Origin of the sequence: Bradyrhizobium sp. BRP56, from assembly GCF_020194035.1 — a bacterium.
GTDB classification, from domain to species: Bacteria; Pseudomonadota; Alphaproteobacteria; order Rhizobiales; family Xanthobacteraceae; genus Bradyrhizobium; species Bradyrhizobium australafricanum.
Map to the genome: position 1 here is coordinate 58,506 of NZ_JADYVV010000022.1, position 26,116 is coordinate 84,621.

The window sequence follows — 26,116 nt, forward strand, 5'->3', positions numbered from 1 at the left end:
ATAAGGGCGCCACTTGACCGCCGACGCGCGCAGGATCGCCTTTACGTCCAAAACGCTCCACCACGTCGATCTCGAGCGGGCCGCTGTCGGGGCGCTCGAGGCGCGTGATTTCCGCTTGGCGTTCGCGCTCGCCGACCGCCGCTGCCGGATCCTGCCGCATCCGGGCGCCCGCGCCCATCTGCTGCGCGCAGAAGCGTTGTTTCATCTCGATCTCAGGGATGCGGCCATCGCCAGCGTTGCGAGGGCGCTCGAGCTCGAGCCGGACGATCTGGTCGCTGCCCGGCGAATGATGGCCTGGGGCGACGACATTCAGCAGATCGAGGCGGCGCGAAGCGTCACGCGGCGTGATGACGATCCGGATTCGGTCAGGGGCGCCCTCCTTCTGCTCGAACAGAGCGGCCAGGACAGCTGCGCCCGTATCGACTTTCTCGATGAAGAGGTGAAGGGATGGGTGACGTGGCGCGGGCCGGACGACCCGCACCTTTCGCTGGCGCAGGCGGATCAATCCAGCACGATCCAGCTTCCCGCCGATCCACGCCACAGATTCGCGCGTGACGGGCGACAGGCTGCAAGCTTCCGTCTGATCCGGCCCGCATCCGCGACCTCGCAGCGCCTGCAGATCACGCAGGCGGACCGGGTGATCGCAAGTGTTCAACTCCCGGCCAACCGCGTTCCGGATCACCGGGCCGCACCACGCCGGCCGGCTCGCCTTCGAAACGGCGAACCTCCTCCGCTCACCATCATCATCCCCGTATACCGGGATCTGGCCGCGACGCGAGCTTGCATCGACAGCGCGTTGAACGCGCTCGCCTGCACGCCGGGCTCGACCATCGTCGTTGTGGATGATGCATCGCCCGAGCCCGACATCAAGCGCCTGCTCAATGAGCTCGCCGCCGAATTCCGCATCCGGCTCCTGACCAACGAGCACAATCTTGGCTTTGTCGGTGCGGTCAACCGGGCGCTTGGCGAGACCGGCGCCGGCGACGTCGTGCTGCTGAACTCGGACACGATCGTGCCGAAATACGCGCTGCAACGCCTGCGCAGCGCCGTGCAAGCGACGCCGCGGGTAGGCACGGCGACCCCGCTGTCGAACAACGGCGAATACACCAGCTTTCCAATCCCGAACCGGTCAAATCCCCTGCCCCCGGCCGGCGAAATCGAATTGCTGGACGAACTTGCAGGCAGGGCAAATTCCGGGATTGCGATCGACATCCCCAACGGCATCGGGTTCTGCCTCTACATTACCCGCGAATGCCTCGACGCCGTGTGCGAGCTCTCCGACGACTTCTATCGCGGCTATCTCGAAGACGTCGACTTCTGCCTGCGCGCAGCGGAGGCCGGCTTCCGCAACGTGTGCATTCCTTCGGTTTTCGTCGGGCACGAGGGCTCGCGCTCGTTTCTGGGCGAGAAGCGTTCGCTCGTGATGCGAAATCTTCGCGTTCTCGAACACCGTTACCGGCGCTATGCGACGGACTGCGCCGCATTCCTGCTTGCCGATCCACTCCGCGATTGCCGCGCCGCGCTTGAGCTCAAGCTGCTCACGAACCAGCAGGTCGCCGCCGGCCCATCCGTCGTCCTCTGCGGCTCGTTCGCCGGCCGCGCAATTGCCATCAGGCGCTGCCGGCAGTTGGCGGCAGAGGATCAGCACGGTGTGGTCGTGCAGATCCGCTCCGAGGGACAACGCCAGCTGGCTGCGATGTTCGATCCGGATGGCGGAGCGCCGCAGTCGATCGCACTCGACGTTGCGACGCCTGAGGGCCGCGAAGCTCTTCTGAAGTCTCTCGCCGATCTTAGAATCCGGTCGCTCGAGATCGCAGAGCCAAACCGCATTCCCGGCGCATGTCTGGCGCAGCTCACGCAACACTTTGCCTACGACCTCCTGATCACCGACACCGCGCTTGCAACGCGCGTGGCGGTTGGATCAGGCGTTCATCCGGATTGGACGAGCCTGGTCGCCGGGGCGCGGCGCGTGACTGCGATCGGTGACGACGGCGCGGCCTTTTCGGAAGCCGTTCTCGGCCTGCAAGCCGTGAGGCTGAGCGACCCGCCCGCGCCGCCGGCGCTGTATCCCGCCGTGAGCGGCCCCGCGCGTCTCGGCCTGCTGGTCCTGCACGCCAACGCCGCGGAATTTCGCTTCATACGAGCGTTGAGCGATGAACTGGCCGACGCCGACGAAGACGTCGAGATCATCGTGCTGGGAAGTACCCTCGACGATCTCAAGCTGATGCAGCGCACGAATGTCATCGTCACCGGCGATATTGCCGTCGACGACGTCGCCACGCTCATCGAAGGTCACGGCATCACGAAATTGGTTCTCCACATCGGCGAACCAGCGTTTGGCCATCCGCTGGTGGACGCGCTGCTGGCAACCGGCCTGCCGATCGCCGCGACGGAATGGAGCCCGACGCCTCCGGGGCGCGGTCGAAGCACGGACCTGAAGCTGCAGGCAGGCTTTGATGCCGATGCAACGGTTGCTGCCGTATGCGACTGGGCGGTGGTGGACGTCCTGCTACAACCCGATCGGAGGAGCGGTCGCCACCGGCGGCAGGTTGGCACGCGGCTCCCATGATCGCGGCGGCCATGCAAGCGAAGAGAACGGCGTCGAATCCAGCCCCAACAGCGGGCTGTAATAGGGATCGTCGAGCAGCACCTCGCCCCATTTCGCGCGCAGGATCGACAGCTCGCGCCTGAAGCGTGCCCTGCGATCCGGCGCGGAATCGCGACCGCGGCTTGCCGACTCCAGATGAACGAGTTTCGCGTCCGGCGTGAACACGATCCGCTTTCCGAGCTGGCGCAGCTTCAGGCACAAATCGATATCGTTGAAGCTGATCGGAAAGCGGATCTCGTCCATGCCGCCGACGGCCACGAAATCGCGCTTGCGCATCAAGAGGCACGCCCCCGTCACCGCCGAACATTCGTGCGCCACCTGAAGCAGATCGCCATAACCGGGATCACCATCCATCCGGTCGTTGAAGGCGTGCGCGGCCGAGAAATTGGCCCCCAGCACCACTCCACCGTGCTGCACGACGCTGCTCGGCCATAGCAGCTTTGCGCCGACGGCTCCGACATCGGGAGCGGCGAGCCGCCACAGCATCTCCGCCAGCCAGGTGTCGTCGAGCGCCTCGACGTCATTGTTGAGAAAGCAGATGTTCTCCGTATCGACGCAAGCGACGGCGGCGTTGTTGATGAATGCGAAGTTGAAGGGCCCCTCGACCGAGATGACGTCGATTTCCTGCGCGGACAGGCTGTCCAGATAGTCCAGCGTTTCCGGCTCGGTCGAGCTGTTGTCGACGACAAGGATCCGGGCGTTCGTCTCATTTGCCGCCGGCATAACCGTCTCGATGCATCGCTTGAGCAGCTCGGCGCGATTTCTGGTCGGGATGATGATGGTGGTGCGCTCGCTCCAATCGACGGCGCGTTTGACCTGAACAGCCGGAAGAAGACCCGCTTTCCGCGGCTCGACATTGGCCTCGATGCCGGCCCTGGCAAAATACACCTTGCTCGCGGCGACCAGTTCGGATGTTGCGGCCGATGCATCAATCCGCGGCAATGCCGCAACCGATCCCGGAAGATGATAGATTCGATCCGGCTCCGCGCAGCAAAGGAAGATGTCGTAGAGCGACGTCGCCGATCGCAGCGCTTCCACGGCAGGCTCCCGACGCACCGCAAAACAATACGCCCCATAGCCCTGCTCGAGCGCGCGTTCGAGATCGAATGCGGAGAACGCCAGCGGCCAGACAGCGCCGGCGCCCGCAGCGACCTCGACGTCGCCATAGACCATATCGCAGCCGGGCTCGGACGCGAAGAGATCGGCGAAGCGCTGCAAGGCGTCTTCCGCGAGGATCGTTCCGCTCAGACAAAACACAAAGAACGCACTGCCGGCGGCATCGCCCTCGACAAACTCGCGCGCTGCTTTTGGATCGAATTGACTGAACGCCCGCGCCGGCAGGGACACCGCCGACCAGGCGGAGTGCCGCTGGGCTTCGAGGCTTTCGATGCTCTCGTCCACCCTGGCATCGCCGATCAGGACGACTGCCGCCTCGGATGCAACATCAGACTGTTCAGATTGTGTCGTCGGCGAGAAGCGCTCTTTCCAGCCGCGATAGGCGTGAAACGGCATCGAGGCCGGCAGCACCCGGTCGAACAGCTCTCCACGAAGCCGCTCGCTATCCCAGCGCCCAAGATCCGCCAGCGTTTGCTCCAATCCGCGATCGAAAGCGACAAAGGAAATCGGCTCCGAGATCAGGCTCCGTCCCGAAATCGTCCGCGCGGATAGTCCGCGCATGCGGCCGTCCGCAAAATGCTCGGGCAGATGAAAATCGATCCGGCGGCCGACGCCGAACTCGCCGCCCCGCGCTACGTTGGTCCACCCGGTCGGCTTCACGGTCATCACCGGGCGCTGCGCGATCAGGATTTCGATGTCCTCGTCGATGTCCTGAGCAAGCCAGCCTTCGAAGCGCAAACCTCCGGCCCACTCGATATCGCCGATCCGGTGCCACCGCGCTTCCGGCGCGGCGACATCGCAACGAATCGGAGCCCCGACCGGACTGCCGATATTTGCCAGCCTTACCTCAATGATCGTGGCGTTCGCGCTGACCTGATCCTGCACGTTGAAGGTAAAGCCAAATCGCGCATCGCCGATCCCGGCGTCGGCAAGCTCCGTTACAAACTCGTCACACAATGATGACATGTATGGCTCGCCGTCGACGAGCAGGTCGACGGTGTAGCGTCGGCCGAGATCGGCGCGATCATAGACGAACCCGGAAAACGTCGTGCGATCGGATCTGGAGAACCGCGTTTGCAACGACGCGTATTCAGCTCCCGAGGGCTTCTGCTTGCCAATCGTCTTCATGCTCATGTCCACCCTCAAACGGCGGCTCGATTGTCGGTCGATTTCAAGTTGAGAATGTGTCCATGGTGCGCCCGAGGTGACTAACGGGCGCTCAGCTGCACCGAGGCGATCACCGTTTGCACAAAAAGCCGCCGAGCTCCAACACAAACTATACGCTATAAAACTTGGCGTTATCGGCGCCATTTGTGCTAGTGCTAACTCCTCCTCTCCACACTGATCGACGAGCGGATTCATGAAGATTGCAATGGTTGGAACGGGATATGTAGGTCTCGTGTCCGGAGCGTGTTTTGCCGATTTCGGCCATCAGGTCGTTTGCGTCGACAAGGACGCCGGCAAGATCGAAGCCCTGAAGCACGGCAAGATCCCGATCTACGAAACTGACCTCGATAAGCTCGTCGACACCAACGCCGCGGCCGGACGGCTGACCTTCACGACGGAGCTCGCGGGCGCCGTCGCGGACGCCGATGCCGTGTTCATCGCGGTCGGAACGCCCTCGCGGCGCGGCGACGGCCATGCGGACCTGAGCTACGTCTATGCTGCTGCCAAGGAGATCGGCGCGGCGCTCAAGAAGTTCACCGTGGTGGTGACGAAATCGACCGTGCCCGTGGGCACCGGCGACGAGGTTGAACGCCTGATCCGCGAAACCAATCCCGACGCCGATTTCGCCGTTGCGTCGAACCCCGAATTCCTCCGCGAAGGTGCCGCGATCCAGGATTTCCGCCATCCCGACCGCATCGTCGTCGGCACCGAGGACGACCGGGCCAAGAGGGTGATGGGCGAAGTCTATCGTCCGCTCTACCTGAACCAGGCGCCGATCCTCTATACCGCGCGACGCACGGCGGAATTGATCAAATACGCCGCGAATGCCTTCCTTGCCACCAAGATCACCTTCATCAACGAGATCGCCGATCTCTCCGAGAGGGTCGGGGCGAACGTGCAGGAGGTCGCGCGCGGCATCGGGCTCGACAACCGGATCGGAACCAAGTTCCTGCATGCCGGCGCCGGCTATGGCGGCTCCTGCTTCCCGAAGGACACCCGTGCGCTGTTCAAGACCGCGCTCGACCACGACGTCCAGCTGAAAATCGTCGAGGCCACGCTGACCGCGAACGACAATCGCAAGCGCGCGATGGCGCGCAAGGTCGCCAACGTGCTCGGCGGCGAGCTGCGCGGCAAGACCATCGGCGTGCTCGGCCTGACCTTCAAGCCCGATACGGACGACATGCGCGAGGCCCCTTCGATCCCGCTGATCAACGGCCTGATCGACTTCGGCGCCAAGGTTCGTGCCTACGATCCCATCGGCATGGAGCAGGCGCGCAAGGAATTGCCGGAGATCGAGTACTGCAAGGATGCCTATGAATGCGCGCGCCAGGCCGATGCGCTGGTGATCGTGACCGAGTGGCGCCAGTTCCGCGCGCTCGATCTCAAGCGCATCAAGCAGGAGATGAAGCATCCGGTCGTCGTCGACCTGCGCAACATCTACCGTCCGGACGAGATGGCCGCGCACGGCTTCACCTACGACAGCATCGGTCGGCCGCGCTGAGCGCTCGCGCCCGGCGACGATAGCCGCCGGCCGGTTCAATCCTGGAGCCTTGGTTCTGATCAAATCAGAACCAAGGCTCTTTTCTTGTCTGACGCGTTTTCTTCACGCGCACCGGTTCTTCACGCGCACCGGCATCCACTTCCGAAGCCGTCCTAAGCGTGGGCGGGCGCGCCAAGCTGGACAAATGCATCCAGTTCGCGCGCCAGCGCTTCCTGCCAGGTCGGCATCGCCACGCCGAACTGCGCCTTCAGCCGCGACAGATCCAGCCGCGAATTGCCCGGACGGACCGCCTTGGTCGGAAAATCGGCCGCTGCGATCGGAGCGATGTTCTCGACCGCCAGCGTGACCCCGCGGGACCTCAGCCCGCCGACAATGGCGGTTGCGAAGCCGTGCCAGCTGGTTTCGCCGGCGCAAACGAGATTGACGACACCTCCCCGGCGCACGAGCTGATCGTGCAACGTGGTGAGGTTCGGCAGGACGATGCCGGCGACCGCACCGGCGATCGCTGATGCCGTGGTCGGCGCACCGATCTGATCGGCCACGATCCGCAGCTCCTTACGCTCGCCGGCGAGCCGCGCGATGGTGCGCAGGAAATTCGTGCCCTTTGCGGCATAAACCCATGAGGTGCGCGCGATCAGATGCGCCCCGCCCGCCGCCTGGATCGCGACATCGCCGGCAAGCTTGCTGGCGCCGTAGACCGACAGCGGCTCGGTCGGGCTGTCCTCGCGCCACGGCCTGTCGCCCGAGCCGTTGAAGACGTAGTCCGTGGAGAAATGCACCAGGGGCACGCCGTTCGCTGCAGCCCATTTGGCGATCGCTTCAGGTGCCTTCGCGTTGACCAGGAACGCCAACTCACGCTCGTCCTCGGCGCGATCGACGGCGGTATAGGCCGCCGGATTGATGATGAGATCGGGCTTCAGACTCTCAAGTTGGCTCGTCAGCATCTCCGGCTTCGACAGATCGAACTCCGCGGTGGGCGGCGCGATGATCGTGCCGTGGCTTTCCAGCAAGGGCTTGAGCGCACTGCCAACCTGGCCGCGTGTTCCCGTCAACAAGATCCGCATCAGATTTGTCCATAGGTCGGAAGGTTGCTGGCGTCGGCGAGGAGCGGCGCGTCCGCATCCTTGGCCGACAGCTGTGGCTTGTCGACGCCCCATTTGATCCCGATCGCGGGATCATTCCACCGGATCGAGAGCTCGTCCTTGGGGCTGTAGAAATCATCGCATTTGTAGAAGAAGTCGGCGGTCTCCGAGAGCACCACGAAACCGTGGGCGAAGCCGCGCGGCACCCATAACTGCCGGCGGTTCTCCTCGCTCAATTCGACCGCGACATGCTTGCCGAAATTCGGACTGCCGACGCGCACGTCGACGGCAACGTCCAGCACCTTGCCGCGCAACACGGAGACGAGCTTGCCCTGGGTGAGCGGGTTTTGCAGATGCAGCCCGCGCAGCACGCCATAGGCCGAGCGGGACATGTTGTCCTGCACGAACGGACGCGTGATGCCGTGCTCGACATAACGCGGAGCCTGGTAGGTCTCGAGGAAGAAGCCGCGCTGGTCGCCGAACAGCTTCGGCTCGACGATCAGGACTTCAGGAAGCTCGGTGTTGATGACGTTCATCTAACATTTGTTCCAGTTTGACGCGCTTGAAATGTTAATTTCCCTCTCATAACAAACTTGTGCAGCGCACGCTATATGTTATGTTCTGATAGTCAAATTGTGAGGGACCATGAAAGGCATTATCCTTGCCGGTGGCACCGGCTCGCGCCTCTACCCGGTGACGACAGTCGTCTCCAAGCAACTGCTGCCCGTCTTCGACAAGCCGATGATCTACTATCCGCTGTCGACGCTGATGTTGGGCGGAATCCGCGATATCCTGATCATTTCCACGCCGCAGGACAAGCCGCTGTTCCAGCGCTTGCTCGGCGATGGCAGCGAGATGGGTGTCCGGTTCGCCTATGCTACGCAGGAGACCCCGCGGGGCCTTGCCGACGCCTTCATCGTCGGGCGCGACTTCATCGGCGATGACTCTGTTGCCCTTGTGTTAGGGGATAACATTTTCTACGGCCATGGCCTGCCGAGCATGCTGTCGTCCGCCTCGATCCGCAAGAAAGGCGCCACCGTGTTCGGCTACGTCGTGAACGCGCCCGAACAGTACGGCGTGATCGAACTCGACGGCACCGGCCGGGCATTGTCGATCGAAGAGAAGCCGAAGCGGCCGAAGTCCAACGTCGCGGTCACCGGCCTCTACTTCTACGACAATGATGTGGTCGACATCGCGGCCGGCATCAGGCCATCCCCGCGCGGCGAGATCGAGATCACCGACGTCAACAAGGCCTATCTCGAACGCGGCGACCTCTATGTCGAGGTGCTCGGCCGCGGCTTTGCCTGGCTCGACACCGGCACCCATTCCTCGCTGGTCGAGGCCAGCCACTTCGTCCAGATCCTGGAGCAGCGCCAGGGCCTGCGCATCGCCTGCCCCGAGGAGATCGCGCTGCGCCAGGGCTATATCTCGCTCGAGGCCTTCGCGAGGGTCGCACAGAAGACCGCCAAGAGCAGCTACGGCGAGTACCTGCTGTCGGTCTACCGCTCATTCCACGGCGAGCCGCGCGCGGCGGAGGTATTCAAACATGCGGTTTAAGGGATCGACGATTTTCGTCACCGGCGGCGCCGGCTTCATCGGCTCCGCCGTGGTCCGCCACCTGCTGCGCGACACCCACGCCCGCGTCGTTAACATCGACAAGCTGACCTATGCGGCAAACCTGGCCTCGCTGCCCCGCGCCGCCGAAAGCCTGAACTACACCTTCGAGAAGGCCTGCATCTGCGAGGCGCAGAACCTGCGCCGGCTGTTCGAGAAATATCAGCCCGACGCGGTGATGAACCTTGCCGCGGAAAGCCATGTCGACCGCTCGATCGACGGCCCCGGCGAATTCATCCAGACCAACATCGTCGGCACCTTCACGATCCTGCAGGAGACGCTGCGTCACTGGCGTACGCTCTCGCCCGAGAAGCGCGACCGCTTCCGCTTCCTGCATATCTCGACCGACGAGGTGTTCGGTTCGCTCGGCGACGAAGGGCTGTTCACCGAGACCACGGCGTATGCGCCGAATTCGCCCTATTCGGCCAGCAAGGCGTCGTCCGATCATTTGGTGCGGGCCTGGCGCGAGACCTACGAGCTGCCGACCCTGGTGACCAACTGCTCCAACAATTACGGCCCCTACCACTTCCCGGAAAAGCTGATCCCGCACATGATCATCAAGGGGCTCGCCGGCGAGCCGCTGCCGGTCTATGGCGACGGCAAGAACATTCGCGACTGGCTGTTCGTCGAGGATCACGCCAAGGCGCTGACGCTGGTGCTGGAGCGCGGCGAGGTCGGCGAGACCTACAATGTCGGCGGCCGCAACGAGCGCACCAACCTGCACGTGGTCGAGAGCATCTGCGACCTGCTCGACGAGGTCGTGCCGGCCGCGGCAGGCCCGCGCCGCCAGCTGATCAATTTCGTCGCCGACCGGCCCGGCCACGACCGCCGCTACGCGATCGACGCCACCAAGCTCGAAACCGAGCTCGGCTGGCGCCCCGAGGAGAATTTCGAGACCGGCATCGCCAAGACCGTGCGCTGGTATGTCGACGAGCAACCCTGGTGGCGCGCCATCCTGGACGGCGGCTACAAGGTGGAACGCGTCGGCCTGAGCCAGTAGTCGCCGATCTTTCCAATCACCGGCGTGGATGGCCAACAGGACGTCGAGAAGCGCGATGACGACTCAACCAGATCTCATCGCTGCTTGACGAGCCGCGACCGCCTTCCGACGGTGGATTGGCAGCCACCCGCCAGACAACAACTCGAGAAACACGGAATCCCGTCATGAACATCGCAATGGACGGTCAGGAACTGACACTGTTCAAAAGTTTCGTGGACCTCTCGACGCGGTATCTGGAATTTGGCTCGGGAGGAAGCACCTGGCTGGCCTGTCAAACCAAGAAGGAGTGGGTCATTTCCATTGATTCCTCCGCGGAGTGGCTCGCCAACGTTGCCGACGCCACGGGCGACGCGAGCACCAAGCCTTTGCTGCTGCACGTCGATATCGGCAAGCTGCGCGAGTGGGGTTATCCCGTGGAAAAGGACAAGGAGCGCTCGTGGCCCGAGTATCACGAACGTGTCTGGGAGCGCCCGGAAAGCAAGACCGCCGACCTGTATTTCGTTGACGGCCGGTTTCGCGTGGCTTGCTTCGTACAGTGCGTGCTTCACGCCGCACCGGGAGCCTTCATCGCAATTCACGACTTCGAGAATCGTCCCCACTATCATTCGGTGCGGACGGTCGCTCGCGAAATCGCGCGCGCCAACAACATGTCGATCTTCCAAAGGCCGGCAGAGATTGATCTCGTCGCCGCACAGCAGTTGCTTGCGAAATACCGGCTGGAACCGCTGTAGCCGATCGCTGCGGCCAGAGTAGCCGATCGCGGCGATCAAGAATCACTTCAAGCACACGATCGGGCGCGCCGCCTGGCGCGCCCTCCTCCAGCGAGGACATCGCTGTTCCCTTGAATTCAACCCTGAATCAGTTTCTTCAGCTCCGGAAGAAACCTCTGGATCGTGGCGTCTTCGACATCGTTGCGATCGCGCAACGTGAAGAATTCCATTGCGCGGATCTTTTCAGGATCTCCATCGCCGAGCGGCCTGCCCCGTTCACGCTTCTTCAGCAATTGCTGCCGCGACTTCGTGTAGTAGTGATTGATCACGAGCTTGTTCCGCTTCGGAGCAGTGCAGCGCCCGCCGATCGGGAAGACAGGCGTGCCGTCCTCGTGAACGTAGCAACCCAAGACAAGCGATTGATGGGGATGCAGATAGGACACGATGGTGTCAGGCCGCACGATTGACTTCATGATGAAATGATCCGGGAAATCGTCCGGAGCACGACGCGTGAAAGATTCGATGCACAGACCGGCCGGCCTCGCGTCGTGACCGTTCGACCCGAAGTTCAACCAATGCACCGCCACCGCCGGCGCCGGCCCGAGCTCGGTCAAGACGTCCTTGATGTTGCCGGCCTGCGTCGGAAACAGATACTCATCGGCATCGATGAAGGCGCACCATTCGGCACAATTGCGGTAGCTGTCGATCGCATGCGAGAACGCGCGCATCTGGCCGAATTCCCCTTCCACGAAATGATAGGTGATCATTTCGGGCCACGGGAAGGACTCGATCACGGCACGAGTATCATCAGTGCTGCCGTTGTCGTAGAGGTAGAAGTGATCAACGCCGACCAGTTTGTGGAAGTGTAGCCATTCCAGCAGATCGTCGCCTTCGTTCTTGATGGCGCACACCACCGCCAAGCCGTGTTTCTTGCGATCGACCCCGGCGTAGAGCTTCTTGGCCTCCATCACGCGCAGGAGGCCGGCAAACTCTCGCCGCAGATTTTCACTTTTCGGGGCCGCAATGAGCGCGGCAAGATAGACATCCTGCGCTTCATGGGCGGACCCCATATTGAGGGCCGCGATTGCCAGGCGATGCAACACCCGCGAGTCGGATGGCATCTGCTTGACGAGGTCGAGAAGGATTCCACGCGCTCCGGCGAAATCGCATGCCTGCACAAGCGCCGCCGCCTTTGCAAACTGGAATTCCTTGTAATCACCGAATTGCTGCTCCAACTGCTTGACCGATTGGATCAGCTCGTCGGGTTTCGGATTTGCGATCCGCCCGGAAAAGAAATCTCTAAGCCTTGCCTCGATCTCACTTGCTGGAAGCGTATCGAGATTCACGCCTGAGCTGAAACTAGACAATGCTGGAATTTCCATGTCCAACCTGAGCCGCTCCCACGAGATCAACAAGCTATTAACATTGGTTCGCACCACGAATTCCCTATTAGCGCACATATCCTACAAGAATAAGGCTATAACACGCAGTGCTCACAATTAACTCTTGTAAGGTTATTTCGAGGAAAATCAATACAATAGAGCAAGGGGGCCCGACGTCATTTGCACGAAAACCGCGTCACAGGACCGGAACGATCGGAGATCGCCGATGGACGACGGGAATGAAGCAGTCCGCTAGTCGTTCGGGCTTACAAGAACGATGCTTTTGACATCGTTATCCGCAAGCCTCCCGCCCGGCGCGTTCAGCTTTTTGAGTTCCAGCCCCCTGCTGCGGCTGCGGCACGCTCCAGACCTCTCGTCGGCGCAATTCGATCGGACGCCAGGCTCCCAGCCGACGAAGCGACGAAGCAATCGCTCGGTCTCCATCCCAATCAAGGCCCCGTTCCGATTGTGTCGGAACGGACAAGGCCGGCCTTGCATTGCTCGATCAGCGCCAGCGAACCGGCAGGGTCCGATCGTTCGACTCCACCGTCCGGTGTTCTACATGATAGGGCGCGTAGATCTGCTTCACCCAATAGTTGAAGTTCGGGTGCAGCTTCACGAAGTCATAGAATGAATCGCCGAAATTCGACGGACTGAGGCAGGTCTTGTTCTGAGGCCGTGACGCGATTGCATTCAGGCAATACGACATCATGCAAGCCTTTGTCTCGCTCTCTGCCACCTTGCTCAGACTTCGGAAACTGTTGGTTGAATGAAGTCGGTACAGATAGCGGTCGGTCTCGAGATAGGTCGGCTCGACCTTGGTTACCGCGCGCAACGCAAAGTCCCAGTCATGGCAGTATTTGAGATCGGCAAGCCAACCCACCTGCCGCAGCAGTTCACGGCTGAAGACAAAGTTTCCGGTCGATGCCGCGATCTGAGAATCCAGAAATGTCCATGACAACGGCGCACCTGCGATCTGGGCCCGATCGATCGCATAGCGCAGGCGCGTTGGAAACTGGAAGTTGCTGATCGACTTTCCATGTTCGTCGATTGGCTCAACCGCCGAGAAACCGAAGAACAGCCGATCATTGGCATGCTTATCCGCGAACAGCCGAACCCGATCCTTGGAAAAGGCATCGTCCGAATTCAAAAGGAAAATCATGTCGCCGTTCGTCAGCGATAATGCCCTGTTCCAGGTGTAGTGGGCGCCAAGATTTTGAGGGTTCTTGAGCAGCTTGCAGGAAACAAAGCGCTTTCCGAACGACCTCTTCTTGAGAACCCTCTGCGCGACTTCAAAACTCTTGTCCGGCGAATTGTCGTCTACGATGACGAGCTCGATGTCGGCAAACGTCTGTTGATAGACAGTCTCAAGGCATTCCTCAAGATACTGCTCATGCTTGTAGCACGCGATGACAACACTTGCGAGCATCGGTGGCGACCTCAACGTCTCACGATGATCGAGTGGCGAGACCGCACGAGTGCACTAGTCCCGTCGCCGACCTCCAGAACCGCGAGTTGATATTCACCATCCGGCAAATCTCGAATCGAGAAGGACAGCTGGAAACCGAAATAGCAGTCCTTGCTCTCGGCCTTCATATACTCCTTCACGTCCACGCGCTCGTGCCAATCTACGATCAGGCAATAGCCGCCGTTTGCTGCGCCATCCGGAGTAAGCCCCGACAGGACCAGGAATCCCGTTCTCTGTCGGCTGGCCTCAAAGGCGTTGCCCGCGCAAATCCATCCCCGCACCAATATCTCATAGCGCGGATCGACAATCACCCGTTCGACGGTTTGAGAATTGATGTTCTCGATCACCAGCAACGAACCTGCCGGATTACCGGACGCGCCTTCTGCCTCCACTGGCGTGCCGCTTCTTACGCGCTGCACCCCCGAATGGGTGAGGCCCGACCGGTGCAGGCTTGCGAGCACTTCGACATGCGTCGAGGCTTCTTTTACCGCCCACTCAAGCTCCTGCCTACTCAGGCAATCCAGCAAATCCGGGCTATTTCGAATCTGGGCCGAAATGGGCTCAGCCGAAGCGACCCTTCGCACGACCTCGAGAAACGCCCGTCCATGGCGCGAATCCGGCTCGAGATGCGCACCTTCCGCCCACTCGTTCCAGGAATTGATAAACACCAATGATTCGGAAAAGCTGTTGCCCTTGGCACGCAGGGTTGCATCGCGAAGCCAAACCTCAAACGCTTCCGGACTGGACCTGGTAAAGACGTGACCGCGCGGCCCCTTGCGAGGCGTATTGTCCCAACGCGGCATCACCGCAGGAAAGAACGGGAAGTCGTAGATCTTGCCGATCGACGATCGCATGGCGTCGACATAGTCGTACACCTTTCCAGCGAAGGTCGGCGGTGCATCGACTTCGGTCGGCGGCACCTCCCTTGTCGAGACCGTGTGCGGAGGAAACTCGATTGCCGCGTCGCAATTGACGTCGCGCGGATCGAACTCTCCGAACGTCATCGCATTGCAAATGAGAAGCTCGCCGATTCCGAGTTCTCTGGCTCGCTCGCGCCAAATCTCGAACAAGCGCTGCTTGTCCGGCAACAATGACGGCCTGTAGATGACGATGACCTTTCGACCGTCGACAGTTATGTAGCGCTCATCGAGCAGCAGGTCGGCCATGTCGTCAATAAAGCGGACATCGTCGTCCAGGGAGTGGTTTTGTCCCAACAGAAGCTCAGCGTCCGAGCCGTCCCACCGACGAGACCAATTCTCGTTTGCCCAGCAAATGCAGAAAGGCAGGTTCGGCTCGCCGTCCTCGAGCAGCAGCTGAAGCGGCTTTTCCAATAACCTTCGGCCCTGGAACCAATAGACGTAGTAGCAAAATCCATCGATGCCGTACTGGCGCGCCAGCTCGCCCTGCTGACGACGCGTTTCCGGCAGCCGGACGTCATAGAATCCAAGATCGGCCGGCAACCATGGGGACTCGTGTGCCGGAAACTGGGCACGCATGCGCGCGACGTTGGTCCACTCGGTAAACCCTGGCCCCCACCACCTGTCATTTTCATCAAATGAATGGAATTGCGGGAGGTAGAAGCAAATGTAGCGCACCTCCTTGGGAGGCGCGTCCGCCAGTCCAGCAACGATCCTGTTGTTGCTCGGAAACAACAGGTCGTCGTAGTCCGCGGTCGAGAACCCCAGCGCGACGATCAATTCGCCTGGCGCATAGTTCTCGAACAGGGGTATTTCGTAGTACTCGCCATCATTCAGGCTGATACGCAGATAGATCTGCGCACGCTTAGGCTCCACAAGCGCGTTTCTCAGGGCGCGCGCCAAGCGACGGCGCACTCCCGGCGCGGATAGATCGATACGAAATCCGGGACGTCCGATCACGCTCCGCGGACCTACGCGGGCCGGCATAGATCGGCCTGTCCGTCCCTCCTCGACACAGTGGGAACCGACAAAAAGCGCGATCGAAACGGTTGAAGCGGGCGACTGGGCATCGACAATCCAACCCGAAATCCCACGCCCCGAATACTCCAGTATCGCGCCGCGCAGACGCGATCCTGACTGGAGATCGCCTACGTCGGGATCCAGGAAAAGGCTCTGCGGATGGTCGTCCTGCTGAACCGGACTGGCAACGGGCAACATATCCTTTGTATCCCTGACGCTCCGTTCGACCATCTTGTTCATTGCCACTCAATCTCCTGCCAACGCTCAGCGCCGGGTCCAGTTTCTCTTTCCCGGTCGCGCGGAAGTTCGATCCCGAGATCACGCGGCCTGACATGCCCGGATCGTGACCTCTTGATCCTTATCGATCATCTCCACACAACCAGAGGTACAATGAACATTTCTTCCGCGAACGCAACATTAGCGCAATCTCTCTGTCGTCGATGTGAAAACCATTGTTAGTTCTGCCTAGATTGTCACGCGGACTTGCCCGCTTCCGTGCCTTCGCGCTCAAAAACAAAGCTGTCCATCATCTCTGCCGTTGCCTGCGCGCGACGCGATGCCGTCTCCAACAAGTTCAGCCGACGCTCTCGCCCATTGCCTGCAGACGACGTCGCGCCCCTTCGTTGTTCTGCTGCGCCGCTTGTCGATACCAGTACAGCGCCTGATCGCGATCCTGTGCGACGCCGTTGCCGGCGCGCAGCGCATCGCCAATTGCGAGTTGGGCTTCGATCATGCCCTGCTTCGCAGCGGCCTCGAACCATTCGGCCGCCTTCGCCGGATCGGCATCGCGGCCCTGTCCCCGGCCCAGCATCACGGCAAGGTTGTATTGCGCCGTCGTATGGCCCTGGCGCGCCGCCGCCTCGTACCACGTGACGCCGTTGGCGAGGTCCTGCTCGACGCCTTGTCCGGTGCAATACATCACCGCAAGCTTGAACTGCGCCGCAGCGTTGCCGCCGTCCGCGGCCTTGACGATCCAGCTGGCGGCGGCCTGCGGATCCTTGAGGCCGCTCTTGGGATCGGAATACAGTAGCGCCAATGTGTGCTGGGCCTCGACGTGGCCGGCGCTCGCCGCGCGTTTGAACCATTGGGCTGCGGCCGGAACGTCGACGGCGCCGCCGGATCTTCCCATGTGAAGGCCGCCCAGCTGAAATGCCGCGGCCGGATGGCCGGCCTCGGCAGCGTCGGTCAGCAGCGCACGTGCCTGCGCAAGACGCTCCGCGGACGATTCATCCTGGATAAGAAACATCGCATAGGCCGTCTTCGCATCGGCATCGCCGCCGTCGGCCGCCTTGCTGAGCCACTCCGCCGCGCGCACTTGATCGCGCGGCACGCCGTTGCCCGCCGAGTAGAGCCGGCCGAGCTGCACGCCTGCGGCGCTAATGCCTCCCTCGGACGCGCGCTCGAACCACTTGATCGCAGTGGCGACGTCGCGCGCCACGCCCCTGCCGTTGAGATAGAACACCGCAATGTTGTGGGCCGCCGTGGCGTGGCCGCCCTCCGCCGCACGCTCGAACCATTTCGCAGCCTGGCGGATGCTCGGTGGAACGCCGGTGCCGGTGGCATAGAAGCGTCCGGTCAAGAACTGCGCCTGCGTATCGCCGCGCTCGGCCGCCTTCTCGTACCAATACGCGGCCTCGCGCAAATCCGGCTCGGCGGCAGTCCCGAGCGCATAGAACTCAGCAAGCGCCTGGATCGCCGGCAAATAGTCCTTCCGCGCCGCCTTGCGCAATGCGGTCTCGGCCCTGTCGAGATCCTTGACAGCCCCTTTGCCGCTCAACCGCAACAGCGCAATGTTGTAGAGCGCGATCGTATCGTCATGCGCAGCGGCGCTCTGGAACAGCCGTGCGGCCTCTTCGACATTTTCGGGAAGCCCGGTGCCCTTGAGGCACATGAAAGCGAGCGCAACCTGTGCGCGCACATGTCCCTGTTCCGCGGCCTTGTGATACCAGATTGCGGCCTGCGCGAAATCGACGGGAACGCCCCGCCCCTGATAATACACATCGCCAAGCGCGAACTCACCGGCCGCCGCCTTCTGCTCGGCCGCGGCCTCGTACCAGCGCAGGGCGGCAGCGTGATCTTTCGTGCAGCCTTGCCCGTTGGCGTACATATCGCCAAGGATCGCTTGCGCCTCCGCTTTGCCGGCCTCCGCCGCCACCGATAACCAGAGGAACGCGGCGTCGATATCCCTGGGCACGCCGATTCCGTTCGGGAAAACCAGATCGTGGAGGTTGACCGCCTTGTCGCCCAGACGCGCCGCAGTGGATTGCCGCCACATCTCTGGCCTGTTCGGTCCAACCGTGGCGTTGACGCCGTTGAAGTAGATCAAGCCAAGCTGGAATTGGGCTTCGGTATGTCCCTTCAGGGCGGCGCGTTCGTACCACGCGACCGCATCCGGAAGGCTGCCGATAACGCCCTCGTTCCGCGCATAGAGCAGCCCGATCCGGTAATCCGCCTCCGGATCGCCGGCTTGCGAGGCGAGCCGCCAAAACCGCAACGCCTCGAGATATTGCTGGTTCTCGTACGCCTCCAGCCCCCGTTCAAACGGCTTCGAGTCTGAACGGGACGAGCCGGGGCGCAGCAAGTCGAGAAGGGAACGCGTCGATACCGTCATGGCTCGCGCATTGCTTCTTTTGCGCTGCGCAGCATGCCGCCGAGCAGATACATCGCCACCGAGCGGGTGCCGACATTGACATCACCCTGCAGCGTCATGCCGGGGATGAGGCGGAAGGTCTTCGGAACATCCTTGAAGTTGGTCTGGTCGACCGAACACCGCGCCTTATAGAAGGCGTCGACAGGCTTTCCATCATCGTCGTTCGTGAAGGCGCCTTCGCTGATCCAGCGAATCTTGCCTTCGGCCGTACCGTGCTCCGCCGCGTTGAAGGCATCGATCTTCATCGTGCAGGGGTCGTTGGGCCGGACGAAGCCGACGTCGCGCGACAGGATCTGGATCTCGGCCTCGAGCCGCGTCTTGAGCGGCATCAGCGTGATGAAGGGATCACCCGGCTTCAGCACGGACCCGACCGAGAGCTTGGCGAGGGTCAAGACGACCGATGGCTCGGCAGCCGTCCACCGCACAAGGTCCTGATGTTTGATCGCCTTGTCATACTGTGAGCGGGCCGTATCAAGGTTGTTGCGCGTCGTGACCAGATCCTGGCTCAGCTGCGCGTTCCACTGCTCGGTGAAGGCGTTGCGATCCGCCTTCAAGGAATCCAGCTGGTGCTGCGCTTCCAGCAAAGTGTTGTGCGTGTTGTCGATCTGACGCAACAGCTCCAGGCGCGTGTCCTGCGACAGATACAGGTTCAGCTTGGACCCGCTGCCGCTTTCGGCGAGCGTCGAGCGCATGTCCTCGATCTTGCCGGCGATCTCGGCACGCTGACTGTACCGCTCGTCGTCCTTCTTCGACTTCTGGATCGTCGCTTCGGTTTGGCTGATCTTGGAATCGTAGCTGTTCACCTGCGCGTGGTACTGCGCGACGCGCTGGTCGTAGAGCGCCTTTTGCAAGGAGTTGTACCTGGTGACATCAGGATCGTTGGATTGGCCGTACGACAACGGCTTTCCGGACAATTCGGCCTCGTCCCGGGCGACCTGCGCCTCAAGGCTCGCAACCTGCAGCTTGTACTGCGTGACATCGGCAGCCGTGAACGTCGAGTCCAGGGTCGCGAGCAATTGTCCCGTCTCAACCTGCTGACCTTCCCGAACATCGATCGTCTTGATGATGGACGCGTCCAAAGCCTGCAGGACGTTGATCTGATCGACGGGAACGATCTTGCCGCCCACGCTCGTGATCACGCGATCGACGCGCGTGAAGCACATGATCGCCACGACGGCGGCGAGGAACCCCACCAGGACGAACAACGTTGCGCGGGCCAGCAACGGCTCGGCGGCCTCGCGGATCGCATCGGTCTCGGACTGGAACTGGCGAACGGTCGCGAGCGAAGCTTGATTAGGAGACAAGGGTCGGACTCCTGAAATTCTTTTCATTGCGGCCCGCCGGCGCAAGGTGAGTGTTCTGCTGGTACCAGAGCGAGCTGTAGATGTCGTTCCGTTCAAGAAGTTCCTCATGACGACCGATATCGTCGACGACGCCGCGGTTGAGAACGAGGATCGCGTCGGCCTTCGTCAGCGACGACAGACGGTGCGAGATGATGATCAGCGTGCGGCCATGGGCAATCCGCGAAATATTCGCGTTCACGATCGTCTCGCTCTCCGCATCGAGCGCGCTGGTCGCTTCGTCCAGGATCAGAATCGGCGGATTGACGATCAGCGCTCGCGCGATCGCGAGGCGCTGGCGCTGGCCGCCGGAAAGATTCGTGGATCCCTCGTAGATATAGGTCTCGTAGCCTCGCGGCAGCTTGTCGATGAATTCCTCGGCACCGGCCAATCGCGCCGCCCTGACGATGTCGTCGAAGGTCGCATCGGGCTTTGCGGCCGCAATATTCTCGCGGATCGTGCCACTGAACAGAAAGTTCTCCTGCAGCACGACGCCGACGTTGCGCCGGAGGTGGTCGACATCGTATTCGCGGACATCGATCCCGTCGACCTTGATCAGCCCACCATAGTCGGAGTGCAGGCGCTGCAATAGCCGCGTGATCGTGGTCTTGCCCGAGCCGCTCTTGCCCATCACGCCCAGCGTCGTGCCGAGCGGAATCTCGAAGGAGATATTGTTGAGCGCCGGCGACACCGCGCCCTTGTACTTGAACGTGACGCCGGAGAATTCGACCAGCCCCTTCAGCGGGACCCTCACACCATGGCCGGAACGTCCCTCCTCAGCCGGCTGATTCACCAGCCTGCCGACGATCGTGACCGCAGTGCGCGCCTCGTCGTATTGGTTGATGAGCTGGGCCATCTGCATCAGCGGCCCGGCAACGCGCTGCGACAGCATCAGAAAGGCAAACAGCGCTCCAACGTAGACCGGATCGCCACTCGACACGGCCATGTAGACACCGAACGCATAGGGAGCGCTCACCGCCAACCGTTCCAGCGGGCGCACCAGCGTCTGGATGGCGGTTCCGGTCATGCCTTCCGCAAGCCGCGCCTTGGCGACGCGCGCCACCAGCACGTCCCACATGTGGCGCTGGCGCGCATCGAGCGCCAGCGATTTGATGGTCCGCATGCCGTTCAGGCTCTGGATCAGAAACGCTCCCTGTGCCCCTTCGGCCGCTAGGGTTGCCGAGGACTTCTTCCGATAGGCGGGCAGCATCACGATCAGCCAGGTCACGATCATCGCAGCAAAGGCAAGAACCATCAGCGTCATGAGCGGGCTGAAGAAGAACATGACGGGCAGGAAGAAGAACAGCGTCGTCGAATCGAGAATGGTCCCGAACAACTGCCCGGTCAGAAAGCCGCGAATTCGAAATACTTCGCGGATATCCCGGGAAATCAGGCCGACGGGATTCTGCTCGAAGTAGTCGATCGGCAGATTGAGCACCTTCTCGAACACGTAGGTCGACAGTTTGACGTCGAGGCGTGCCGTCAAACGCTGAACCAGATACTGCCGCAGGAACGAGAATGCCGCCTCGAACACGATGACCACGAGCATCGCAGTACACAGCACATAGAACGTGTTGTAGGCCTTGTAGAAGATGACCTTGTCCGAGAGCAGCCGCCAGAACATGATCGGTGCCAGGCCCATGAAGCCCAGGATCAGCGCCGCAATCGCGACGTCGCGCAGGATGCGCCGTTCGCGGAACAACAATGCGGTGACAAAGCCGAAGCTGAACGGCTGCGTCTCGTCGGAAATCTCATAGTCGCGCTTGGCCATGACGACGTCGCCCGACCAGATGTCCTCAAAGCGCGGTTGATCGATGACGAGCAGCGCGTCCTCGCTCGCGTTCGGATCCTGCAGGACCACCCGGGAGCTGTTCTCGTCGCCTTCGAGGCGCAGCAGCACCATGTGGCTGCCGTCGCGCAGCCGAACGATGGCCGGCAGCGCCCTCTTGAGATGGCTCAGACCCTTCCAGTCCAGCGTGACGGCCTTTGCCGTCATGCCCGAGGAATTCGCACACTTCAAAAGCTCGGCAAGCGTGACTTCCTGATCGCCCAGGAGGTTGTCGTGGATCAGCTGGGACGGGGTCAGATGCAAGCCATGCTGCCTTGCCACGATGACGAGACAAGCGAGGCCCGAAGGTGGCAGCGCCTCCACCGAAGGTGCGCCGACGAGCGAGAGGTGTTTGGTCATGGATGCCTCGAAGTTTCGACTGCGCAAGGTCCGGTCCCCAGCGAGATTAACTTATCACTGTTAGTTCGCTAACGCAGCATTTTCAGCGCGTCACCCGAAAAAGATATGTTTCACGGCAGGCCGCGAAGCCAATTTCGAGCACGTTCTCGCGCGATTTAACCAGGGAACCTTATAACATTGTTTAACATCGACAAATCACGAGTCGGCGGTCACCGTCTCCTGGAAGTCGAATCCGCAGGCCTCCAGCTGCGGCCTGATCCGCTCATCCCTGGCCTCCGGCATCAGCGCCAATGCGCAGATCTCAAAATTCCCGCTGCGAACGGAAACCGTCGGGAAACCGGCGCTGAGCAGCAGGTTTCCCATCCGCTCGGTCGAAAAGCCGGTCTTGTGCGCCATGTGATAGCGCCCCTGCTCGATCGCGCCGGAATGCCCGTAGATCATGTCCAATGGCCGGATCGGACCAGCCGGCGAGACGTAAGCGATCGCGCCGAGGCCGCGCGTCAACATGTGCTGCGCGACCGCCTCGAGGTCGGGAGACATGATCAACGCGAATCCGTCCGGCTTGAGGACTTGGCGGAACTGGACGAATGTGGGGTGAACCTCATGGGCGTAGAGATGCTCCATGACATGAGAACACCAGATCGCGTCGAACGAGGCCGCCGGGAACAATCGGGCAAGATCGGTAATCGACCCGACGACGTCGGGGCTCACGCCGCCGTCGACGTCTAATCGAATCTCGTCCCATTCATGCGATGTCAGGAGCGGCTGGATGCGCTTGGTAACCGTCGATCCAGCGCCGGCATTCAGCATTTTTTTCTTGGCCAATTCGAAAGCTCCGCGGGTTCGTTAAGCGGCTGAGTTCTGCAGTGATTGTTCGTCTCGACTTAAGGTGCCGGGTTCTCGGATAGCCGTCGGCCACAACTCCGTCGTGTCAAGCGAGCGGCACGGCTTACAAAAGCTACGTGGTCCGAATGTGACGAACTAACTTCTAACGTCGATTGGCGAAAATGCCCCGGGGCGGAACTTGTGATTGATTTGATACATCCGACTCGGATCGGTCGACAAGGTTCCAATCGGAATGTGCGCATGCACTTCCCCCGACGCGAGCCGTCGAACTCATCGCAGGCGCGTCATGATCATCAACCGCAGCCCATTCGATCATGCAATCACCCACTTTTGACGGCCATGCCGGCGATCAAAGAAAAAAGCGCCGCCTCAACCTCGGTTGGGGCGGCGCCTTCGCTTAGTGAAGACCTAGGATCTTACAGCTTGGTCGAGTGACCATCGTTGAAGATCAGGAATTCGATGTTGCTGGTCTGGGTCACCTGACCATTGCTGAAGGTGATGTCCATAGAACCGTTCGATCCAGCGCTGATGTCGCTCACGTCGGTCGAAGCGTGATCCAGGAAGGTCAGGGAGTCCTTGTTGCCGCCACCGCCATCGATGGTATCGCTGCTGGTGGCGTTGTTCAGGTAGAAGTAGTCCTGACCGGAGCCGCCAACCATCGAGGCCGTACCGGTGTCGGAGCCGACGAACGAGTCCTTGCCGTCGCCGCCGATCAGAGTCTGCGTGCCGGAGCCGGCGACCAGCGTATCGTTGCCGGAACCGCCATGCAGCGTGTCGTTGCCGGCGCCGCCATAGAGCGAGTCGTTGCCGGCACCGCCGTCGAGCGAGGTCGCGTGCGACGCATCGCTGCCCGAGTAGAGCACGTCCTTGCCGTTGCCGCCGAACTCAGCAGCAGTCTGAGCACCGCCGACAAGGAGGTCATTGCCGTTGCCGCCATGCAGCGTGTCGACACCGGAACCGCCATACAGCGAGTCGTTGCCGGCGCCGCCGTCCAGGCTGTCGTTGCCCGCACCAGCGTACAGCGCATCGTTGCCCTTGCCGCCATCCAGCGTGCTGGAATTGCCGGCGGTGCTGCCGGACGCCAGCACGTCGTTGCCGTTGCCGCCGCTCAGCTGCGACGAGCTGCCGCCGTAAAGCGTGTCGTTGCCGGCGCCGCCGTTCAGGGTGTCGGCACCGGAGCCGAACAGCAGATCGTTGCCCTTGCCGCCATCCAGCGTGCTGTGGCCGGAGACGTTGTCGACCAGTACGTCGTTGCCGGAGCCGGCATCGATCGAGTCGTGACCGGCACCGCCGAAGATGGTGTCGTTGCCGGAGCCGGTGAGAACCGTCGTGTCGCCGGTGTTGTTGATGAACACCTGATCGTTGCCGTGACCGGTCGCGACCAGCACCGGGGTGCTGCCGTTCACCGTCAGCGTGACGTCCTGGTTAGTGTCCTCAATGATCGCCTTCAGGTTGGCGTCGGTGTTAACGGTGTTAACGGGGTTGGTTTCGATCAGAACGTTGGCGTTCGGATCCGGGTTGGTGATCCCAGACCCCTCTTGCACCGGAATCGTCGCGCCGTTATCCGGGCTGGTGTATCCGATCCCCGCGTTGATCAGATAGTCAAGAATCTGTTGCTGGGTCGAATGATCGATCGTGGAGTTGATCGCTGCTTTGAGGTCCGTCTGGTCTAGATTGTAAGTCGCCATCGATGTAGCCCCTGCTTGGGATACGAGGATTCAAGCCGCTCGCCCACACTTAAGCTGTTGATTCACAACTGGTTTGTTGCGATGCAACCCAAATGTGGACCCAGGTTACGAACTTGTTAAGTCCATTGTTAAGTCCGCTAGGCCGGAGTGTCAATCAGCAATGCGCTGTTAACACCCGGTTCCCTGAGATTTATGTGAGACTTAGCACGACTTCGAATGCACTATAACATTCAGCGCATGCCAATCGCCAATGTTAGCCGCGGCGCAAAAAAGGGTAGTGATTATACGGGGTTTCACGGGGGCCCGGGATACCGCGGGAGCGCAGAATTTCGCTGATGCTGTGAGCGCTTCGACGCGATTTTCTGATCTGAAAAAAATATTTCTGCACCGCATGAGACGTTTTGCAAAAAAGCGTCAAACTCCGCGACCGGCGCCCCACCGGCCAGTGTTATAACGCCGCTTGGCAGCAGTTTGCGGCCTCGATCGAGCGAGATCCATGGAATCACCCGCAGAATCAGCGCCGTTCGACCGCAAGATCAAAACCTGGCGCGATGCCGCTCAGACACCCTGCTGTAACAAATTAACACCAGATTTGCCGCAATATGTTAGCGTCGCCGGCATGGAACCGGCGGGACGATGCCCGATCGCGGGCAGAGCGCCGACCTGCGGCGATCATCCCCCGGCGGCGCGCGCGTAGATGGCCTCGAGCAGCCGGCGGTTCTCGTCCGGCGCGTAGCGCTCGAGATAGGCGGCCCGTGCGGCCCGCCCCCATGCAGCGGTCAGTTCGGCGGCGCCGAGAACCTCACTGATCCGCTTTCGGAGCGTGGCCGCATCGCCCGGCGGCACCAGCGCGCCGGTCTTGCCGGCGCTCACCACCTCGGCAAGTCCGCCGATCTCGGAGGCGATGACAGGCGTGCCGCGCGCGAAGGCCTCGACCACGACCATCGGAAATCCTTCGTACCATAGCGACGGCACCACCAATGCCCGGGCATTCGCCATTTCCCGCAGCACCTCATCGCGCGAGAGCCCGCCAAGGAACGTGACATTGCCGGACGCCCGAGCCTCGAGCGCGACGCGCTCAGGCCCCTCGCCCACGATCCGCAAGGGCATGCCGGTCCCGGCAACGGCCTCGAGCAGCACGCCGACGCCCTTCTCGCGGCTCAGCCGTCCGACGTAAAGCAGTCCCGCGCGCGGCGCCGCCGGATCGAGCGCCCCCGGATCGGCCATGAAGTTCGGCTTCACGTCGATCCGGTCTGCGTCGAAGCCAGCCTGCGTGAACAGGGTTTTGGCGAACTGCGTCAGCGCGATCAGGCGCAGGCCGGGACGCGTCCAGGTGCCGCGGCGCTGGTGCTGCGCGATCATGTAGGCCGAGGCGATCGAGCCCGGAAGCGATCCGCGGTAGCAGCGGTGCACGACGCCCCAGAGGTGTCCGCGATCGAGGCACTTGTGGCAGATGCGGCCGTCGCGCAGCAGCATGCCGCCGGTGCAGATGCTGCGATAATTGTGCAGGGTCGCCACCGCGGGCACGCACTTTTGCCGGCAGAGATCGAACACGGCGGGCGACAGCAGCGGGAAGAAATTGTGGACGTGCACGACGTCCGGGCGAAAGCGGTCGATCGCCTCCGCCACAACCCGCTGTCCCTCCGCATTATCGGCGATCGACAGCGTGGTCGTGATGCGCGCGGGGAGCGAATTGATCGCCGCGTTGCTGACCGTGAGCGTTTCAACGCTGTGTCCTGCGGCGCGCAGCAGGTCGACTTCCGCTTCAAACACGACGTCCTCACCGCCGCGTCCCTGATACCTGTTGTGAGCGACCAGG

The 26,116-nt window shown here is 61.8% G+C and carries 17 protein-coding genes; 5 read left to right on the top strand and 12 right to left on the bottom strand.

All coding sequences use genetic code 11. The features are described from left to right. Positions 1-13: 13 nt before the first annotated feature. Entirely contained in the window at positions 14-2,569 is a 2,556-nt protein-coding gene (locus I6F38_RS17430; protein ID WP_225161209.1) for a glycosyltransferase, read from the top strand. Here I6F38_RS17430 and I6F38_RS17435 read toward each other — a convergent pair. Beyond that, positions 2,510-5,086: a glycosyltransferase family 2 protein gene (locus I6F38_RS17435; RefSeq protein ID WP_225161210.1), complete on the bottom strand. Its 2,577-nt coding sequence runs from the start codon at positions 5,084-5,086 to the stop codon at positions 2,510-2,512. The genes I6F38_RS17430 and I6F38_RS17435 overlap by 60 nt on opposite strands. Here I6F38_RS17435 and I6F38_RS17440 point away from each other — a divergent pair. Then, entirely contained in the window at positions 5,085-6,392 is a 1,308-nt protein-coding gene (locus I6F38_RS17440; protein WP_225161211.1) for a UDP-glucose/GDP-mannose dehydrogenase family protein, read from the top strand. The two genes, I6F38_RS17435 and I6F38_RS17440, sit on opposite strands and share 2 nt — an antisense overlap. Positions 6,393-6,544: 152 nt before the next feature. On the opposite strand, the gene rfbD is transcribed toward I6F38_RS17440, so the two are convergent. Together rfbD and rfbC are read right to left on the bottom strand one after the other, a co-directional pair. After that, a complete protein-coding gene (gene rfbD, locus I6F38_RS17445; RefSeq protein ID WP_225161212.1) occupies positions 6,545-7,456 on the bottom strand; it encodes a dTDP-4-dehydrorhamnose reductase in 912 nt (303 codons plus the stop codon). After that, positions 7,456-8,010 carry a dTDP-4-dehydrorhamnose 3,5-epimerase gene (rfbC, locus tag I6F38_RS17450; protein ID WP_225161213.1) on the bottom strand — a complete coding sequence of 185 codons (555 nt, stop codon included), beginning with the start codon at positions 8,008-8,010 and terminating at the stop codon, positions 7,456-7,458. Before rfbC ends, rfbD begins: the two co-directional genes overlap by 1 nt. Before the next feature lie 109 nt (positions 8,011-8,119). Between rfbC and rfbA the strand changes: the two genes are divergently transcribed. The 3 genes from rfbA to I6F38_RS17465 all read left to right on the top strand — a co-directional run bounded on the left by rfbA (position 8,120) and on the right by I6F38_RS17465 (position 10,819). Next, positions 8,120-9,031 carry a glucose-1-phosphate thymidylyltransferase RfbA gene (gene rfbA / locus I6F38_RS17455; protein ID WP_018270712.1) on the top strand — a complete coding sequence of 304 codons (912 nt, stop codon included), beginning with the start codon at positions 8,120-8,122 and terminating at the stop codon, positions 9,029-9,031. Beyond that, positions 9,021-10,088, top strand: coding sequence for a dTDP-glucose 4,6-dehydratase (rfbB, locus tag I6F38_RS17460; protein ID WP_225161214.1), 1,068 nt, complete (start codon positions 9,021-9,023; stop codon positions 10,086-10,088). Before rfbA ends, rfbB begins: the two co-directional genes overlap by 11 nt. A gap of 164 nt (positions 10,089-10,252) precedes the next feature. Continuing rightward, positions 10,253-10,819, top strand: a complete 567-nt coding sequence (locus I6F38_RS17465; protein WP_225161215.1) for a hypothetical protein — start codon at positions 10,253-10,255, stop codon at positions 10,817-10,819. Between the two features lie 116 nt (positions 10,820-10,935). Here I6F38_RS17465 and I6F38_RS17470 read toward each other — a convergent pair whose 3' ends face one another. The 9 genes from I6F38_RS17470 to I6F38_RS17510 form a co-directional block, all read right to left on the bottom strand. After that, positions 10,936-12,180 (bottom strand): glycosyltransferase family 92 protein, encoded by a 1,245-nt coding sequence (locus tag I6F38_RS17470; RefSeq protein ID WP_225161247.1) that lies wholly within the window; start codon positions 12,178-12,180, stop codon positions 10,936-10,938. Positions 12,181-12,685: 505 nt separating this feature from the next. Continuing rightward, positions 12,686-13,609, bottom strand: a complete 924-nt coding sequence (locus I6F38_RS17475) for a glycosyltransferase family 2 protein (protein ID WP_225161216.1) — start codon at positions 13,607-13,609, stop codon at positions 12,686-12,688. Positions 13,610-13,620: 11 nt separating this feature from the next. Next, a complete protein-coding gene (locus I6F38_RS17480) occupies positions 13,621-15,825 on the bottom strand; it encodes a glycoside hydrolase family 99-like domain-containing protein (protein WP_225161217.1) in 2,205 nt (734 codons plus the stop codon). 334 nt (positions 15,826-16,159) lie between these two features. Beyond that, positions 16,160-18,196, bottom strand: a complete 2,037-nt coding sequence (locus tag I6F38_RS17485) for a tetratricopeptide repeat protein (RefSeq protein ID WP_225161218.1) — start codon at positions 18,194-18,196, stop codon at positions 16,160-16,162. Beyond that, entirely contained in the window at positions 18,193-19,539 is a 1,347-nt protein-coding gene (locus tag I6F38_RS17490; RefSeq protein ID WP_225161248.1) for an HlyD family type I secretion periplasmic adaptor subunit, read from the bottom strand. Before I6F38_RS17490 ends, I6F38_RS17485 begins: the two co-directional genes overlap by 4 nt. Next, the gene (locus tag I6F38_RS17495; RefSeq protein WP_225161219.1) at positions 19,529-21,763 is read right to left on the bottom strand and encodes a peptidase domain-containing ABC transporter; all 2,235 of its coding nucleotides are present in this window, start codon (positions 21,761-21,763) and stop codon (positions 19,529-19,531) included. Before I6F38_RS17495 ends, I6F38_RS17490 begins: the two co-directional genes overlap by 11 nt. Positions 21,764-21,958: 195 nt before the next feature. Then, the gene (locus I6F38_RS17500; RefSeq protein WP_057020229.1) at positions 21,959-22,573 is read right to left on the bottom strand and encodes a methyltransferase domain-containing protein; all 615 of its coding nucleotides are present in this window, start codon (positions 22,571-22,573) and stop codon (positions 21,959-21,961) included. Positions 22,574-23,025: 452 nt separating this feature from the next. Further along, positions 23,026-24,297, bottom strand: coding sequence for a calcium-binding protein (locus tag I6F38_RS17505; RefSeq protein ID WP_225161220.1), 1,272 nt, complete (start codon positions 24,295-24,297; stop codon positions 23,026-23,028). A 672-nt stretch (positions 24,298-24,969) separates the two neighbouring features. After that, positions 24,970-26,070 (bottom strand): glycosyltransferase, encoded by a 1,101-nt coding sequence (locus I6F38_RS17510; RefSeq protein WP_346657117.1) that lies wholly within the window; start codon positions 26,068-26,070, stop codon positions 24,970-24,972. Positions 26,071-26,116 lie beyond the last annotated feature (46 nt).